The organism is Bacillus sp. FSL M8-0277, assembly GCF_037975305.1.
GTDB classification, from domain to species: domain Bacteria; phylum Bacillota; class Bacilli; order Bacillales; family Bacillaceae; genus Bacillus; species Bacillus pumilus.
Map to the genome: position 1 here is coordinate 3,715,039 of NZ_CP150255.1, position 15,795 is coordinate 3,730,833.

Here is a 15,795-nt window from a genome sequence, read left to right on the forward strand (position 1 = left end):
TGTGAGGGAGCAGGTACGATGGTCAATCGAAAGGATAGATTAACTGATAAAGAATATAAAATCATATCCGATCATGCTGGAAACATAGGCAATTACCAGCAGCACCATACGATAGAAATAGGTCAGCAAACGCTCACTGTCCATGATTTTCTCAAGGTCGATCATCAATTATATGGTTTAACGATGCAGCCGGAACAAACAGACGAGTTCATCGTCGCTTTTCACTGTCCGATGCCAAATCAAATGCCAGTGACCTCGCCACAAGATGTACACACCGCGGCACAGTCATTGCTCAAAACGGATTATGCCTATCCCATTGAAAGGAAGTCCCTTGATAGCAATCAAGATCATGTCTTTTTTAAAGGGAAGGAATACATAGAGCAAGTCAGCCAGAAGCATCCCAATGCAGGTATCTATCTCACTGGACAAGCCCTTGCCGGTGCTGTTTGTGCTTATGTTGCAACAGAACAGCCAGCTGTCAAAAAAGCCGTCACCTTTGATAGCCCAAATATATGGAGCAGTCTGGCGCCTTCGATTCAGCAGAAAGCGCAGCAAGGTCAATATAAACGGATCTTGACTGAATATATTCAACCTAGTCATTATGTAGGTTTACTCAATCGCCATGATCATGGAGTTGGTCAAGTGAAGTACACCGTACCGCCAAGGCAGCAAAGCGACGCCCAACAATCCGTTAAATATAAACAAAGAGAAATTGACACCTTTTTAAAATCAGCTTTTGCGTCTATGAATATAGAATGGAACGAATCCTTTGATACAAATGCCTTTTTAGCTCTTATTTCTGGGAGTTTAAAAGGAAATGGGTATTCATTCCACAAAGATGGATCTGCCCGGATTTTAGATGAACAGCTTGATCATAATACAAGTTTTACAGCCTTGCTGTTGCAAGAAATCCATTCTGGACGTGCATATGCACAAAGCGGTCTAGAAATTATCATAAAATCCCATTTACTGAAAAATTCATCCTACGATCTCCAAAGTGTGATTGAACATGAAGTACACACTATATTTGATAAAATCGATGGGATCGATGAAAGTGTAAAAGACGCCGTCCAGCATGTAAAACAAGAGCTCAAAGGACTCGTCGGCTTTGGCCACTATGATTTATTAAGTTCAAGCGATGTGGAAGCACTGGTAGAAGAAGTGAGGATGGAACAACATCATTCCTCCTTTTATTCACACGAAAAACAACTGAATGCCCTGTACACCTTGAGAGATTACGAACAAGAACTTTCTTCCCTTTCAAGACATATGTACACAATGGGTGATGATTACGCCAAGGCAGATAGGCGCCTTGCGATGCAAATGGGTATTCATTAAGAAAGGAGCCGCCGCATGATCAATCAAAATAAACCTCCTAGTGACGCCCAGCGTTTCTTGCAAAATGTGAGTACCCGCCGATCCATGTCTGTATTTGAAAATCAATCGGCACCACAAACGCAGTCCCCAGAAGAAATAGCCGCAATTCAGGCCCTACGAAGAGAAGGACAGCGAAAAGATCTAAAACGGCTGCTCAAAATGCGACTGCATGACGAATTAGCAAACACTCGCGTGCACTTGGAGTATCAATTGTCTAAAACCGAAGACATGATCAACCAGACGACCATTGTCAAGCAACACATCTCCCAGCATTTAAAGGGACAAGCCATTTCAGAATTAGAGGAACGCCTTCAGCGTCTCAAGCAAATGCCAGTCTATGATGATATCAAAGACGCCATTGACTCTATTCGGATAAAATAAGCACAGCTCTGACAAAGAGAGGTGCTTATTTTATTTTATCAATATAATTTTTAGGGAGAGAAAATATCTTTTTACTTAAAATCGGATATAGCATTAAACAGACAAGCAAATAAAGATTCAGCAAGCTGTATATCGGATACAAGAAAGCAATTAAATCGGCAAACCCAAGAGATGTCAAAGGCGCCATCAACAGAAGCATCACGAACACAACCAGCCAGCGGGGCAATGGTACAAAAGAGAGCATTCGGCTCGATAAACCAAATAAACCTGCCGCTGTCGTCGTATAAATGGCTAGACAAAGGACAACAGTCATAAACACAAACAATGATGTCGGCGCTCCTTCTAATACTGTAAACAAAGGAATGCCTTCTGCTGATAGGCTCCCAGAAATATCAACCAGTATTTCGTTATACACGTACGAGATGACCCCAAAAATCAGGCCGCTTAATATACTCGCCACTTTTGCCTCGCCAAGCCCCTTCATTTCTTTTCCAACCGAAGACAGCACTGCGACTACAGATAATATATTCAAAGAAGCAAAGACAATGCTGGCAGGCCAATTGTACTGCTGCCCAAAATCAATCCGCCACATATGATCATGGTTCATATAATAAAAAACAAATGCATAGATGAGCCCCGCCACCAAAATTGGTATAATGAAAGCATTCACAGATAAAAGCCCTTTCACATCCCAGAAAAAAATCATAAATGAAAACAGACAAAATGCACCGATGCCAATCCAAAATGGCACATGATACATCTCGAGTGTCACCCCGCCACCGGCAATCATGACTGTCGTTGTCGTGAATAAATAAAGGACAATTAAAACATCATACACTTTAGCCAGCCATGGACCGACAAGCCGCTCTAGCACTGGCACAAAGTGATCGGCACGTACCTCATAACTGATTTTCAACACCACATAGGTAGACAACATAAACATCAATGTAAACAGTAGAATGGCTAGTCCACTATCAATGCCAAAAAACTGCCAAATTTCTTGGCCGGAAGCATACCCCGCTCCTATTAAGCTTCCTAAAATTAAAAGCGTCCACCTTGAACCAGCCTTCCACACAATCATCACCTCATAGGTATAGAATTAAGCTTGTTTCCGTATACTGTTACTAACTACTATGACAAGGAAGTGAGACCTATGAATAGCAAGAACGGTCTTTTTTTTAGAAATAGGGTGAAAGAATACGTGTCCCATACGGATACAAACGCCATTCAACAGCTTAAAAGTATTTTATTCTCGCATCTTCAGAAAGCAGGAAAAAGACCCGTTGCCATCGTTTGTATTGGAACAGACCGCTCAACTGGCGACTCTCTAGGTCCACTTGTTGGTACAAAGCTTTCAGGTCTTGATTTGAAAAAGCTTCATGTATATGGCACGCTCTCTGACCCAGTTCATGCGGTCAATTTAAAAGAAAAGCTCGCCGAAATTGAACAAGCTCATAAACATCCGTTTATTGTAGCGATTGATGCCTGTTTAGGAAGAGTGAAAAGTGTAGGCTCCTTCCAAATTGGAGATGGACCGTTAAAGCCTGGAGCAGGTGTACAAAAGGAGCTGCCAGAGGTAGGAGATATTCATATTAATGGGATCGTCAATGTGAGCGGCTTTATGGAATACTTCGTTCTCCAAAACACACGCCTTCATCTTGTCATGTCTATGGCCAATACACTTTCTGAAAGTCTATCTCATATTGATCAAATGGATTGGACAAGAGAAAAAAGCCGTTCTCTCTTCGCTCCTATTCAAAATATCACTGGGAGAATATAAAAAAGACCATCTCGTATCAAGATGGTCACTCTGATGATTCTCTCGTAGAAAGCAATTCGAGAATTCTTTCTAAATCTTCGTTGGAGAGAAATTCAATCTCTATTTTTCCTTTTTTCTTCTGTTTCTTGATCGACACTGAAGTGCCAAAGTAGTTTTGTAAGAAAGACTCTCTTTCTTTCAACACTCGATCCTTTGGTGCTTCTTTTTTCTTTGTTTCACGTGGAACATTTTCGTTTAATTGCTGAACAAGTTTCTCAACCTGACGGACGTTTAACCCCTCGTCCACAATTTTCTTTACCAATGGCGCCAGCTTATTTTTGTTTTTCAAGCTAAGCAATGTTCTTCCATGACCCATCGATAACTTTCCATCTGCAATCAGCTTTTGTACTTCATCCGGTAAAGTCAAAAGACGGAGATGGTTCGCAATATGCGGTCTGCTCTTCCCTAATCGCTTTGCTAATTCCTCTTGCGTCACACTTAGGTGATCTAGTAAGGAAGCATAGGCTTCCGCTTCTTCTAATGGAGATAAATCCTCGCGTTGCAGATTTTCTAAAAGGGCAATCTCTCTCATCAGCGTTTCTGAAAATTCTCTGACGATCGCAGGAATCGTTGTCAGACCAGCTTGTTGTGCTGCACGGAAACGACGTTCACCTGCTACAATGTCATATCCTTTAATCGATTTACGGACAATGATCGGCTGTAAAACACCGTGCTGCTGAATGGATTCTTTGAGATCAGACAATGCATCTTCATCAAACGTTTTCCTTGGCTGATACGGGTTTGGACGCAAATCCTTTATTTTGATTTCTTCAACCGTTTCTTCATTTGAGTCTACAGTGTTAAATAGTGCATTAATACCCTTTCCAAGACCTTTAGCCATTCGCATCCACTTCCTTTGCTAAGTCTAAATAGACATCTGCACCTCTTGAACGTGGATCATACAAGATAATCGGTTTCCCATGACTAGGCGCTTCACTCAGTCTTACATTTCGCGGAATCACGGTCTGATAGACTTTATCTCTAAAGTATTTCTTCACTTCTTCGATGACTTGAATCCCAAGATTTGTTCGTGCATCAAGCATTGTCAGCAGGACACCTTCAATGGCGAGATCCGTATTTAAATGTTTCTGCACGAGACGAACGGTGTTTAACAACTGGCTCAATCCTTCAAGCGCATAATATTCGCACTGTACCGGGATTAAAACGGAATCGGATGCTGTTAACGCATTAATCGTCAGTAATCCGAGTGATGGCGGGCAGTCAATAATCATATAATCATAATTTTGCTTAACAGATTCAAGTGCTCTCTTCAATCTCACTTCACGTGAAATCGTAGGCACAAGCTCTATTTCAGCCCCTGCAAGCTGTATCGTCGCAGGAATGACATCAAGATTTTCGACCTCTGTCGTCTTAATCACATCAAGAACATCTGCATCATCAACTAAAATATCGTACACGCACTTCTCTACGTCGGCCTTCTCAATCCCAATACCACTCGTGGCATTGCCCTGCGGATCAATATCAACTAACAACACTCGTTTACCTATGTATGCTAAACACGCACTCAAATTAACAGAAGTTGTCGTCTTCCCGACGCCGCCCTTCTGGTTGGTAATCGCTATGATTTTTCCCACGATGTCACCCACTTTCAACTTAACAAGTTTCTCATTCATTCATACTTCCTATTCTATCAAAAAAAGTATGAAACGTTTGCTTTTTTTGTTTCTCCATTATATATTCGTCAGCAAATGTCTATTTTCGTACATGAAAAGACGAACTTAAACGTAGTAAAAAATATATCAATATATCTTTTTGAAGAAAAAGATATGCATAAAAAACCCTCACTTCCATCATAAGTGAGGGGCACTTGTCAAAAATGTAATCCACCAATTGTACGGCCTTCGTTCACAATAATCTTAGGGGTCACCGTTTTATAGCTTCTCTTTTTTAAGAATCCATAGGGGGTCTTAATGGTAAATGTCGCATGTCCTACAGCATCGCCTGTTTTGGCATAGGCCTGCCACACAATCTTTGAACAATAAGTCGGGTCCAGTGATTGAATAGACATGGTGATGGAGTATCGAGCCTTTGGATGAGCTTTCACATAATCGCGCGCCCATTCCCCAGCTAGGTCTGCTGTTTCCTCTTGATTAATACGAATGACCTTTGTATTGGCATTATAGCGAAACCAATTAAGAATGGAATCAAGCTGAGGATGCTGTCGAAACCCTGGAATAGAAGCAAAGCTCTTCTCATTAATGACGATACCTGCATGTCCAACGATGCCCTTCAAAGCATCAGTGTTTGTCACCAATATATCCCCTTTTTTAGGAAAAATATCGGTACCAGGATACGGCTTTCCTAAAAGGCGCTTGATGGTGTGCGGCTTTTCATCCGTCACAAACTCATCCTGCTTGTTTTGTTGTAAGCCATAAGCCTTCAAATGATCGCCAGCTGAAATCAGGTCAATTGTGTCGTCCTGAGACTCATGCTCATGATTTAATTGATCTAAAGTGATCTCCTTCGAAACAACACCTTGTTTCTTCAGGACGTTCAGTTCTTTTTTGGTCAGTGGACTTTCTTCTGCAGGAACCGTTGGCGAATTCACAGCAAATGTGGTTGTTTCATTTGTAAAAAGAGAAAAAGAAAATAGTAAATAACAAATAATAACAAAATTCGTCTTTTTCATTTTCATCGAGTCATGTCACCTCCTTTCCTCTATGAAAATCATATTTTACCAGTTTGTGAATAATAAGTAAATATAAAGTAGAACCAATAAAAAAAGCTGACGAGTGGCTCGGGGACTGACCCCGTAAGATGAGACAAATAAAAAACACCTTCAAGTTTGAAAATGGATCGTTGTGATCCGAAATAAAACATGGAGGTGTTTTTTCTATGGGGACAAGAGTGAGTTATCCGGTTGAAGTCAAACAGAAGGCTGTAGAAATGAGATTGGCAGGCGTACCTATGAAAGAGATCATGCAGAAATTGAATATCAAGAATAAGACGCAGGTTCAGACATGGGTGAGGTGGCATAAGGCTGGGGATACACACCGGTTCGAACAGCCTGTTGGAAAACAATATACCTATGGAAAGGGTCCCGAGTACTCTTCCGAATTAGAGAGACTGCAGGCAGAAAATCGCTATTTGAGTCAACAGAATGAAGTGTTAAAAAAGTACAACGAATTGGAAAGGAAGTTGATAAGGAAACGTCAATCAAACTGGTAGAAGAATTTCACAAAACGATGACGGTACAGGACATCTGTGTCCATTTAGGCATCTTACGTACTTCGTATTATAGATGGAAAAAGGATCTGACTCAGAATCATTCTAAAAGACAACTAGAGAAACAGGTCGGCACGTTGTGCCGAAAGCACAAATATCGATATGGTTATCGAAAAATCACAGCCATACTAAAAATGAGAATGCGTATTAACCATAAAACTGTTCAACGTATCATGCAGAAAAACCAGTGGCAATGCCGGGTTAAAATGAAAAAGCGTAAGAAGAATGGGCAGCCCTATGCCGTGGCCGGTAACATACTGGATCGGAACTTTCAGTCTGATCGCCCTCTTGAAAAACTAGTAACGGACATCACGTATTTGCCTTATGGACAGAAACAATTGTACCTTTCCAGTATATTGGATTTATATAATGGAGAAGTGATTGCTTTTACGATTGGTGATAAGCAGGACACAGACTTTATCTTAAACACACTTAATCAGCTCCCAGCACTGCCTGAGAATTGCGTGTTACATAGCGATCAAGGTTCTGTATATACATCTTACGAGTATCAGAAAGCTGTTCATATAAAAGGCATTACCATGAGCATGTCCCGTAAAGGGACGCCCGCTGATAATGCCTCCATCGAATCGTTTCATTCCTCACTAAAGTCTGAAACGTTCTATCTTAACAGGATTGACCGCACTACGACCAGCATCGTAGAACGCACTGTCAAAGAATACATTTATTATTATAACAACATTCGTATTCAAACGAAACTAAACAACCAATCACCGATAAACTATCGGCAATTGGCTGTATAAAGGTGTTTTGATCCCTGTCTCAAAAACGGGGGTCAGTCCCCTCTCATCAGCTTTTTTCTATTTAGGAATCCGAATTGTTAATTGGATATATTCCTCAAATTCTTCTTCCTCGGTATTTATTTTAAGCCCGCTGTCTTCTACCATATGGAGAGACTGACGAATGGTATTCATCGCAATTCGTGTATCACGACTAAACGCCTTACGTTTTGGCTTCGGTTTGCGATCTGTTTTTTGTTCAAGCATTTTCACTACACGCTCTTCAGTCTGTTTTACATTCAGCTGCTTTTCGATGATTTCCTGCAATAGCGCGATTTGTAATTCTGGAAGCTTTAGGGGTACAAGTGAACGTGCATGCCTTTCAGAGATTTTTTTCTCTAGGATGGCCTGTTGTACCTCTTCAGGCAACTTTAAAAGTCTTAATTTGTTTGCAACAGTTGATTGTCCCTTACCTAGACGCTGAGCAAGCGCTTCCTGTGTTAAATCATGAAGCTCTAAAAGACGTGCATAGGCATGAGCCTCTTCAATAGCAGACAGCTCTTCTCTTTGCAAATTTTCAATCAATGCCACAGATGCCGTTTCCGTATCAGTAAAATCTTTTATAATAGCAGGGATTTTCTCCCAGTGAAGAGTCTGTACCGCTCTCCAACGTCTTTCGCCGGCGATCAGTTCATATTTTCCTTCTTCTTCTGTCGGTCTGACAACAATAGGTTGAATAATGCCATGGGTATGAATCGTCGTGGCCAGCTCATGTATCTTTTCTTCTGAAAAAATGGTGCGTGGCTGAAAACGGTTTGGCATAATTGTGTCGACCGGGAGCTCCTGTATCTCTTCCTTTAATGTATCATGCTCAGCAATCTCTGCCTCTATTTCGGTTTCACGCTCAGGATGTTCTTTGTCACCAAGCCCGAAGAAGCGTGAGAGTGAATGCTTCATGAACCTACACCACCTTTAAAAACTACCTTTTTATAATTCTATTTTCTCATGTTTTTTCCTTCTGTAAAATCTTAAATATTGAAGAAAAACCGACCTTTTACATGATCAACCTTCTATTGGTGATTTATTAGGTGTTCCTGGTTTTCTAGGATATTTTTTTGGTGTTTGCTTTTTCTTTTCAATGACAATGATGTTCCGTTCGCTTTCTTCTAAAGGAAGAACAAAGGAATGCTTTTCAACAACCTCTCCTCCGAGGACAGTAACGGCTTTCTTCCCTGCTTGCATTTCTTCATCAGCAGCAGATGCTTTTAATGCCACAAACAATCCTTCCTTTTTTACAAGGGGCAGACATAGTTCGCTCAAGACGGATAAACGCGCAACCGCTCTAGCAGTGACAAGATCATAGCTTTCACGCTTTTCCTTACGTTGTCCAAACGTCTCCGCACGATCATGATAAAAAGTAGTATCTTGTAAGTTTAACCCTTTTGCTAACTCATTGAGAAACGTAATTCGTTTCTGAAGAGAATCAACAATGGTCACATGTAGATGAGGGAAGCAAATTTTAAGAGGAATGCTTGGGAAACCAGCACCAGCTCCTATATCGCAAATCGTCGTTACTTTGTGAAAATCAATGAAAAATGATGCGGAAATTGAATCATAAAAATGCTTTAAATACACTTCTTCCTTTTCAGTAATGGACGTCAAATTCATTTTCTCGTTCCATTCTACAAGCATGCGGAAGTAAGTTTCAAATTGTTCAAGCTGCACAGGAGAAAGGGTCATCCCTTTCTCCTCTAGTGCTGCTGTAAATTGTTCAATGTTCATGCCGACATCCTTTCTATTCTGCTATCTTCGCAATACGTCCCTGCTCTAAATATACTAAAAGGATAGAAATATCAGCAGGGTTAACGCCTGAAATACGAGAAGCCTGTGCAACAGAAAGCGGTCGGACTTCTTTCAGCTTTTGTTTCGCTTCAGTTGCAATCCCTTTGATGGCGTCATAATCAATACGATCAGGAATCTTTTTGTTCTCCATCTTTTTCAGCTTTTCAACTTGTTGGAGTGACTTTTCAATATAACCTTCGTATTTAATTTGAATCTCTACCTGCTCACACACATCAGAAGGAAGCTGTGTTTCAGCAGGAGCTAACGTCACAACAGATTCATAGTTCATTTCTGGACGCTTCATCAAATCACTTGCACGAATACCGTCCTTCAGCTCACTTCCACCAAGTGAACGAATAAATTCTTGTGTCTCTGCTGTGGGTTTAATGATGACAGAATATAAACGTTTTTTCTCTGCTTCAATGGCTTCTTTTTTCTGCTGGTATGCCTGGAATCTTTCTTGAGAAATTAATCCAATATGATAGCCAAGTTCAGTTAATCTTAAATCCGCATTGTCATGACGAAGAAGCAAACGATACTCTGCACGGGATGTCAAAAGACGGTAAGGTTCATTTGTTCCCTTTGTGACAAGGTCATCAATGAGAACACCGATATATGCATCAGATCGGCTTAAAATGACTTCTTCTTTACCCAATGCTTTTCTTCCTGCATTAATACCTGCCATAATCCCTTGACCTGCTGCTTCCTCATAGCCTGACGTACCATTAATTTGGCCGGCTGTATATAATCCAGAAATTTTCTTCGTCTCAAGTGTAGGCCACAACTGAGTAGGCACAATTGCATCATACTCAATGGCATAACCCGCTCTCATCATTTGTACATTTTCGAGCCCTGGGATGGTGGAAAGCATGCGCTGCTGTACATCCTCTGGAAGACTTGTAGATAATCCTTGAACATACACTTCCTGCGTATTACGACCTTCTGGCTCTAAGAAAATTTGATGTCTTGGTTTGTCATTGAAACGAACCACTTTATCTTCAATGGAAGGGCAGTATCTAGGACCAGTTCCTTTAATCATACCTGAATACATTGGAGAACGGTGAAGATTCTCATCAATAATTTGATGTGTTTCTAAACTCGTATAAGTTAACCAGCATGGCAGTTGATCTGTAATATATTCAACCGTTTCATAGGAAAACGCCCGCGGAACGTCATCACCTGGTTGAATTTCTGTTTTACTATAGTCAATCGAGTGACTATTCACTCGAGGAGGTGTTCCTGTTTTAAAGCGAACCAAATCGAATCCTAACTCTGCTAGGTGATCCGATAATTTGATGGATGGCTGCTGGTTATTTGGACCACTTGAATAAGATAGATCCCCTAAAATAATGCGGCCTTTTAAGAAAGTCCCAGTCGTTAATACAACAGACTTCGCACGATAGTTTGCTCCTGTTTGGGTAACGACACCTTTACATTCATCATCTTCTACAATTAAATGATCCACCATCCCTTGAAGCATTGTCAGGTTCGGTTCATTTTCCATTGTTTTTTTCATTTCATGCTGATATTGGAACTTATCTGCTTGCGCTCTTAACGCACGGACAGCAGGTCCTTTCCCCGTATTCAGCATGCGCATTTGGATATGCGTCTTATCTATATTTCGTGCCATTTCTCCGCCCAGTGCATCAATTTCTCTAACGACAATCCCTTTTGCAGGACCGCCTACGGACGGATTACATGGCATAAAAGCAACCATATCGAGGTTGATAGTCAATACAAGTGTTTTGGCGCCCTGTCTTGCAGAAGCAAGAGCAGCCTCAACCCCAGCATGACCGGCACCCACGACGATGACGTCATAATTGCCAGCTTCATAACCCATTTCTTATGTTCCTCCCTTTACTTTCCTAAACAGAATTGAGAGAATAACTGATCAATCAAGCTTTCATGAACAGCATCTCCTATAATTTCACCGAGCTGTTCCCAGCAGCGTGTTAAATCTATTTGAACAATGTCGATCGGTACGTCCATTGCAATTCCTTCAAGAGCATCCTCAATTGACTGTTTTGCTGCCTGAAGTAAGGCAATATGCCTTGTATTACTTACATACGTTAAATCTCCACTTTCAATTGATCCAGTGAAGAACAGTGATTGAATCGCCATTTCTAGCTCATCAATGCCCTTTTCTTGTAATAATGATGTAGTGACCACCGGACGATCCTTCGCTAACTGCTTGACCTTTTCTACATCAAGCTTAGGCTCAAGGTCTGTCTTATTCACAATTACGATGATATCCATACCTGAGACAGCCTCAAAAAGCTTAATATCTTCTTCTGATAATTCTTCGCTATAATTGAGCACAAGTAAAATCAGGTCAGCTTCTTTTAAGACCTGTCTAGATCGTTCAACCCCTATACGCTCAACAATGTCCTCAGTCTCACGTATACCCGCAGTATCGACTAGACGGAGAGGTACACCTCTTACATTCACATATTCCTCAATGACATCTCTCGTAGTTCCAGGAATATCTGTGACAATCGCCTTTGTTTCCTGTACAAGGCTATTCAGCAAGGAAGACTTACCAACATTCGGCCTTCCTATAATTACAGTGGATAAGCCCTCTCGAAGGATTTTCCCCTGCTGAGAGGTCGAGAGCAGCGACTCAATTTCTTTTTTGACCGATGTCGCTTTTTCCACTAAAACGCGATGTGTCATTTCTTCAACATCGTCATACTCTGGGTAGTCAATATTGACTTCAATATGCGCCAGTGTTTCTAGGATCTCGCCGCGCAGTCGCTGAACCAAACCGGAGAGTCGTCCCTCCATTTGAGTGATTGCTACATTCATCGCACGATCCGTCTTTGCCCGAATCAAATCCATGACAGCCTCTGCTTGCGATAGATCTATTCTTCCATTTAAGAAAGCACGCTTTGTGAACTCACCTGGCTCCGCTAATCTTGCTCCTTCTCTTAAAGCAAGCTGCAATACTTTATTGACCGTTACAATTCCGCCATGGCAGTTAATCTCAATAACGTCTTCTCTCGTAAATGTTTTTGGCGCTCGAAGTACTGACACCATGACCTCTTCTATTACTTGATCAGTCTTTGAATCCACGATATGACCATAATGAATGGTATGAGAATCCACTGATACAAGTTTTTTCTCCTTAGGCCCTTTATACATCCGATCAGCGATCTGTACCGCTTCAGGCCCACTTAAACGAATAATCGCAATTGCTCCTTCACCCATCGGTGTCGAAATGGCTGCAATTGTATCCATCGCTCAATCACCTCTTTCTCTACTTAATAGACAGTCTTTTATCTATTAAATGGACGTTGTCCATCTCTATATCAAAAACGCTTAATCCAAAATTTAAAGATACCATAAATGAAAGCGAAGTGAAAGTATCCTCCATCTAATTATCCACAGCTTGGCATCCTATCTATTTTAACACTTAACTTATCCACATGTGAATAACGACGTTCTCAACTTATCTTCACATCTTACACCGAAACCCAATAAATTTAAACGCCCCGATGCCTTTGTTTACTTGTGAAAATGGCATTTTCCACTCAAATTACACCCTAACTTTTTAGAAATAAAGGATGAATTTTCTATAGAAACACAATTTTTCAATAAAAAAAGACTAAAATCCAGCTTTGCTGAATTCTAGCCTTTCTGTTATTTTTTATACAGCACCACAACATGACGCTTGCTGCCTGTATCTTCCGATGCCGTTGCTAGTTCTTTAGAAAAAGCAGCGATCGTATCATGAATTACTTTTCGTTCGTTCGAAGGCATTGGTTCTAAATGAACCTTTCTCTTCGTTTTTAAAACTTTGTTTGCTGTCTTGACGGCATATTGTTCAAGTGCTTCTTGTCGCTTCTTCCTATAATCTCCAATATCAATGGTAATATGATGATACTGATCAGAATAGCGATTAAACACTAACTGTACCAAGGTTTCTAAAGAGTACAAAGTTTGACCTCTTTTTCCAATCATTAATGACGTTTTATCTCCATCAATGTGGAAAGAAATCTTTTTCGGTTCCTGTTTGGAAACAATCTTCGCTTTAGGATCAATTGATTTAACAATATTATCTAAATACTGTGTAGCTAATTTAAGAGCATTTCTCTTTTCTATCAATTTGACTACAGCTTGTCTTTTGCCAAATAATCCTAAGAACCCTTTATTTCCTTCATCAACTATTGTGATATCTACTTCTTCTTTTAGAAGCTGCATTTGTTTAAGTCCGGAAACTACTGCTTCTTCGATTGTGCGACCGACAGCAGTTATTTCCTTCATTTTTTATTCCCGCCAGCTTTTTCTTTTGTATCTAATTTTACTTGAGGAGTTTTAATCACTAATGTTTGGATGATCATGAAAATGTTACCTACAACCCAGTACAATGAAAGTGCTGCTGGGAAACTAATAGCAAATACAATGATCATAATCGGCATAACCCACAGCATGATCGCCATTTGAGGGTTGTCCGAAGGATTTCCAGCCATCATCAGTTTTTGCTGAATGAAAGTAGCTACCCCCGCAATGATCGGTAATAGGAACAATGGATCTGGACTGCCTAAGTCAAACCATAAGAATGTATGCTTTTTAATTTCTGCTGTTCTCATAATCGCATGATAAAAACCGATTAGGATTGGCATCTGAATTAAAATTGGGAAACAGCCAGCCAATGGATTGACGCCATTCTTTTGGAAAAGGGCCATTGTTTCCTGCTGAAGCTGCTGCTGAGTTTTTTGATCTTTAGAGCTATATTTTTCACGAAGTTTTTTCAATTCAGGCTGCAATGCTTGCATTGCTTTTGTACTTCTTAACTGCTTAATCATTAATGGTAAAATGAGCAAACGGATTAACAGTGTCACAATAATGATCGCAACCCCGTAGTTTTCACCAGTCAAATTTGCCATGTACGTGATTAATTGAGATAGCGGGTAAACAATATATGAGTTCCAGAATCCCTTACTATCTGATGTGATTGGTTCATTAATCTGTGTACATCCTGCCAATAGAACCAATGCGCCAATCAAGCTAAATATTAGTAATAATCGCCTTTTCAACAAGATTCCTCCCATTACTTCAAACTTTATTTAAGTTGGAATTGATTACGAAAGTGACTCACCTAATCAGTATGGTAACATTTTTTCATTACAAAGTGGTGGTTTCATTTTAATTCACTAGATGAAGGAAGCGCTTTTAAAAATTGATTCAACGAAAGTTTCTATTACGAAGACTTTTTCGGTTGTTGTTGATAAACAGCGGATTTTCTAAATAAATGTTGGAGAGACTTCTTTGTTTCTTCAAAGGTCAATTCACTTGCTGGTTTTCTTGCAATGACAATGTAGTCTTTTTCTTGCTTTAACTTATGACCTTCCTCTAAAAACACCTGGCGGATCAGTCGTTTAATACGATTTCTCATCACTGCATTACCAATCTTCTTACTGACAGACAATCCTAAACGCAGTTCATCTTGATTTGGTTGATCCAGCTGGTAAATAACGAATTGGCGGTTCGCCATTGATTGACCTTTTTTGAACACCTTTTGAAACTCTTCATTTTTTTTTAGCCTGTTTCGCTTCTTCATGTTTTCTTCCACTCCGATAAAAACTGACAGTTCAATTACGATTTTATGTAAAAAAGACCACTGACATTATTCAGTGGCCTAAGCTGATAATTTTTTTCTACCTTTGCTGCGGCGTCGCTTTAAAACTAGACGTCCGTTTTTAGAACTCATACGGCTGCGGAAGCCATGAACTTTACTACGCTTACGGTTATTTGGTTGAAACGTTCTTTTCATTTATGACACCTCCCTGAGGAATAGCTGTTTAAGACAGTCTAACTCATTATATTTGTGTAACCCATCGATTGTCAATATCAATGATAAAACTCTTATTATCAACCTTATAAGCATAACATAATTTATCAAACGAAGAAACCTTCTTTTTCAGTTTCCAACATTTTATTCTTTTTTTCCTCCTAAAAAGCCTCCAAAACAAGGGTGTGGATATTTTTCCGGCATATTTAGACTATCCACATCCATTATCGACATTTTTTTCACACAAATAACCGATGTGGATAATTATTTGTCAACAGGATGTAAAGTGTGTGGATAAGTTTGTGACACCCATTGCACCATCTCGTTTATTTTGATATTATATTTGTGTTTTAACTCTTAATTACTTATCTGACCTATTTGCGTTATCCACATTCTGTGGATAAGCTGTGGAAAGATATTACACAGGTTGTTGAATTGTTTATCCACAGGCTGTGTAATTTGTCGAAAAGACGTTTTTCTACTATATTATTTGTTTTCAACAATGTATGTGCACGAATGGTGATGACCATTTGCTCTTTTTCGTGTTCTATAACAGTTTGATACTGGTCATTTTAAAAAGAAAAGGAGGGGGGAGAAGCCTT

At 40.1% G+C, this 15,795-nt stretch carries 16 protein-coding genes; 4 read left to right on the top strand and 12 right to left on the bottom strand.

The annotated features are described in order from the left end of the window. Nucleotides 1–18: 18 nt before the first annotated feature. Both MKZ05_RS18805 and MKZ05_RS18810 read left to right on the top strand, forming a co-directional pair. Nucleotides 19–1,338: a hydrolase gene (locus tag MKZ05_RS18805; RefSeq protein WP_339160885.1), complete on the top strand. Its 1,320-nt coding sequence runs from the start codon at nucleotides 19–21 to the stop codon at nucleotides 1,336–1,338. Nucleotides 1,339–1,353: 15 nt separating this feature from the next. Next, nucleotides 1,354–1,758: a hypothetical protein gene (locus tag MKZ05_RS18810; RefSeq protein WP_339160887.1), complete on the top strand. Its 405-nt coding sequence runs from the start codon at nucleotides 1,354–1,356 to the stop codon at nucleotides 1,756–1,758. A gap of 25 nt (nucleotides 1,759–1,783) precedes the next feature. Here MKZ05_RS18810 and MKZ05_RS18815 read toward each other — a convergent pair whose 3' ends face one another. Continuing rightward, nucleotides 1,784–2,839 (bottom strand): hypothetical protein, encoded by a 1,056-nt coding sequence (locus tag MKZ05_RS18815; RefSeq protein WP_339160890.1) that lies wholly within the window; start codon nucleotides 2,837–2,839, stop codon nucleotides 1,784–1,786. Between the two features lie 72 nt (nucleotides 2,840–2,911). On the opposite strand from MKZ05_RS18815, the gene yyaC reads away from it, so the two are divergent. Next, a complete protein-coding gene (gene yyaC, locus MKZ05_RS18820; protein ID WP_003215235.1) occupies nucleotides 2,912–3,538 on the top strand; it encodes a spore protease YyaC in 627 nt (208 codons plus the stop codon). A 25-nt stretch (nucleotides 3,539–3,563) separates the two neighbouring features. Here yyaC and MKZ05_RS18825 read toward each other — a convergent pair whose 3' ends face one another. From MKZ05_RS18825 to MKZ05_RS18835, 3 genes are all read right to left on the bottom strand, one after another. After that, a complete protein-coding gene (locus tag MKZ05_RS18825; RefSeq protein WP_003214953.1) occupies nucleotides 3,564–4,418 on the bottom strand; it encodes a ParB/RepB/Spo0J family partition protein in 855 nt (284 codons plus the stop codon). Continuing rightward, nucleotides 4,411–5,172: a sporulation initiation inhibitor protein Soj gene (soj, locus tag MKZ05_RS18830; RefSeq protein WP_034620351.1), complete on the bottom strand. Its 762-nt coding sequence runs from the start codon at nucleotides 5,170–5,172 to the stop codon at nucleotides 4,411–4,413. The genes MKZ05_RS18825 and soj overlap by 8 nt, the downstream gene beginning before the upstream one ends. A gap of 236 nt (nucleotides 5,173–5,408) precedes the next feature. Further along, nucleotides 5,409–6,233 carry an orthopoxovirus pf05708 family protein gene (locus MKZ05_RS18835; RefSeq protein ID WP_339160893.1) on the bottom strand — a complete coding sequence of 275 codons (825 nt, stop codon included), beginning with the start codon at nucleotides 6,231–6,233 and terminating at the stop codon, nucleotides 5,409–5,411. Nucleotides 6,234–6,433: 200 nt separating this feature from the next. Here MKZ05_RS18835 and MKZ05_RS18840 point away from each other — a divergent pair. Beyond that, nucleotides 6,434–7,584 (top strand): IS3 family transposase gene (locus MKZ05_RS18840; protein ID WP_339160451.1). Its coding sequence is split into 2 segments (ribosomal slippage): nucleotides 6,434–6,707 and nucleotides 6,707–7,584, totalling 1,152 coding nucleotides; the frame shifts between segments, so codons are not numbered across the junction. A gap of 57 nt (nucleotides 7,585–7,641) precedes the next feature. Here MKZ05_RS18840 and noc read toward each other — a convergent pair. From noc to rpmH, 8 genes are all read right to left on the bottom strand, one after another. Continuing rightward, nucleotides 7,642–8,517 (bottom strand): nucleoid occlusion protein, encoded by an 876-nt coding sequence (gene noc, locus MKZ05_RS18845; RefSeq protein ID WP_003214896.1) that lies wholly within the window; start codon nucleotides 8,515–8,517, stop codon nucleotides 7,642–7,644. A 105-nt stretch (nucleotides 8,518–8,622) separates the two neighbouring features. Continuing rightward, nucleotides 8,623–9,342 (bottom strand): 16S rRNA (guanine(527)-N(7))-methyltransferase RsmG, encoded by a 720-nt coding sequence (rsmG, locus tag MKZ05_RS18850; RefSeq protein WP_003215161.1) that lies wholly within the window; start codon nucleotides 9,340–9,342, stop codon nucleotides 8,623–8,625. 13 nt (nucleotides 9,343–9,355) lie between these two features. Then, nucleotides 9,356–11,242 carry a tRNA uridine-5-carboxymethylaminomethyl(34) synthesis enzyme MnmG gene (gene mnmG, locus MKZ05_RS18855; RefSeq protein WP_003215396.1) on the bottom strand — a complete coding sequence of 629 codons (1,887 nt, stop codon included), beginning with the start codon at nucleotides 11,240–11,242 and terminating at the stop codon, nucleotides 9,356–9,358. A gap of 17 nt (nucleotides 11,243–11,259) precedes the next feature. Continuing rightward, on the bottom strand, nucleotides 11,260–12,639 hold the full coding sequence (gene mnmE, locus MKZ05_RS18860; RefSeq protein ID WP_253621942.1) for a tRNA uridine-5-carboxymethylaminomethyl(34) synthesis GTPase MnmE: 1,380 nt from the start codon (nucleotides 12,637–12,639) through the stop codon (nucleotides 11,260–11,262). Between the two features lie 402 nt (nucleotides 12,640–13,041). Further along, entirely contained in the window at nucleotides 13,042–13,665 is a 624-nt protein-coding gene (jag, locus tag MKZ05_RS18865; protein ID WP_212046500.1) for an RNA-binding cell elongation regulator Jag/EloR, read from the bottom strand. Beyond that, complete coding sequence (gene spoIIIJ, locus MKZ05_RS18870; protein WP_095117972.1) at nucleotides 13,662–14,444, bottom strand: YidC family membrane integrase SpoIIIJ; 783 nt, start codon at nucleotides 14,442–14,444, stop codon at nucleotides 13,662–13,664. The genes jag and spoIIIJ overlap by 4 nt, the downstream gene beginning before the upstream one ends. A gap of 158 nt (nucleotides 14,445–14,602) precedes the next feature. Then, complete coding sequence (rnpA, locus tag MKZ05_RS18875; protein WP_003214983.1) at nucleotides 14,603–14,962, bottom strand: ribonuclease P protein component; 360 nt, start codon at nucleotides 14,960–14,962, stop codon at nucleotides 14,603–14,605. A gap of 78 nt (nucleotides 14,963–15,040) precedes the next feature. Next, nucleotides 15,041–15,175 (bottom strand): 50S ribosomal protein L34, encoded by a 135-nt coding sequence (rpmH, locus tag MKZ05_RS18880; RefSeq protein ID WP_008360908.1) that lies wholly within the window; start codon nucleotides 15,173–15,175, stop codon nucleotides 15,041–15,043. Between the last annotated feature and the right edge of the window lie 620 nt (nucleotides 15,176–15,795).

Bases quoted from the DNA above. Each gene is read 5' to 3' on its own strand.
- jag (WP_212046500.1), bottom strand. From the start codon at position 13,665: ATGAAGGAAATAACTGCTGTCGGTCGCACAATCGAAGAAGCAGTAGTT.
- rsmG (WP_003215161.1), bottom strand. From the start codon at position 9,342: ATGAACATTGAACAATTTACAGCAGCACTAGAGGAGAAAGGGATGACC.
- rpmH (WP_008360908.1), bottom strand. From the start codon at position 15,175: ATGAAAAGAACGTTTCAACCAAATAACCGTAAGCGTAGTAAAGTTCAT.
- mnmG (WP_003215396.1), bottom strand. From the start codon at position 11,242: ATGGGTTATGAAGCTGGCAATTATGACGTCATCGTCGTGGGTGCCGGT.
- MKZ05_RS18815 (WP_339160890.1), bottom strand. From the start codon at position 2,839: ATGATTGTGTGGAAGGCTGGTTCAAGGTGGACGCTTTTAATTTTAGGA.
- MKZ05_RS18810 (WP_339160887.1), top strand. From the start codon at position 1,354: ATGATCAATCAAAATAAACCTCCTAGTGACGCCCAGCGTTTCTTGCAA.
- mnmE (WP_253621942.1), bottom strand. From the start codon at position 12,639: ATGGATACAATTGCAGCCATTTCGACACCGATGGGTGAAGGAGCAATT.
- yyaC (WP_003215235.1), top strand. From the start codon at position 2,912: ATGAATAGCAAGAACGGTCTTTTTTTTAGAAATAGGGTGAAAGAATAC.
- MKZ05_RS18805 (WP_339160885.1), top strand. From the start codon at position 19: ATGGTCAATCGAAAGGATAGATTAACTGATAAAGAATATAAAATCATA.
- MKZ05_RS18825 (WP_003214953.1), bottom strand. From the start codon at position 4,418: ATGGCTAAAGGTCTTGGAAAGGGTATTAATGCACTATTTAACACTGTA.
- rnpA (WP_003214983.1), bottom strand. From the start codon at position 14,962: ATGAAGAAGCGAAACAGGCTAAAAAAAAATGAAGAGTTTCAAAAGGTG.
- noc (WP_003214896.1), bottom strand. From the start codon at position 8,517: ATGAAGCATTCACTCTCACGCTTCTTCGGGCTTGGTGACAAAGAACAT.
- MKZ05_RS18835 (WP_339160893.1), bottom strand. From the start codon at position 6,233: ATGAAAATGAAAAAGACGAATTTTGTTATTATTTGTTATTTACTATTT.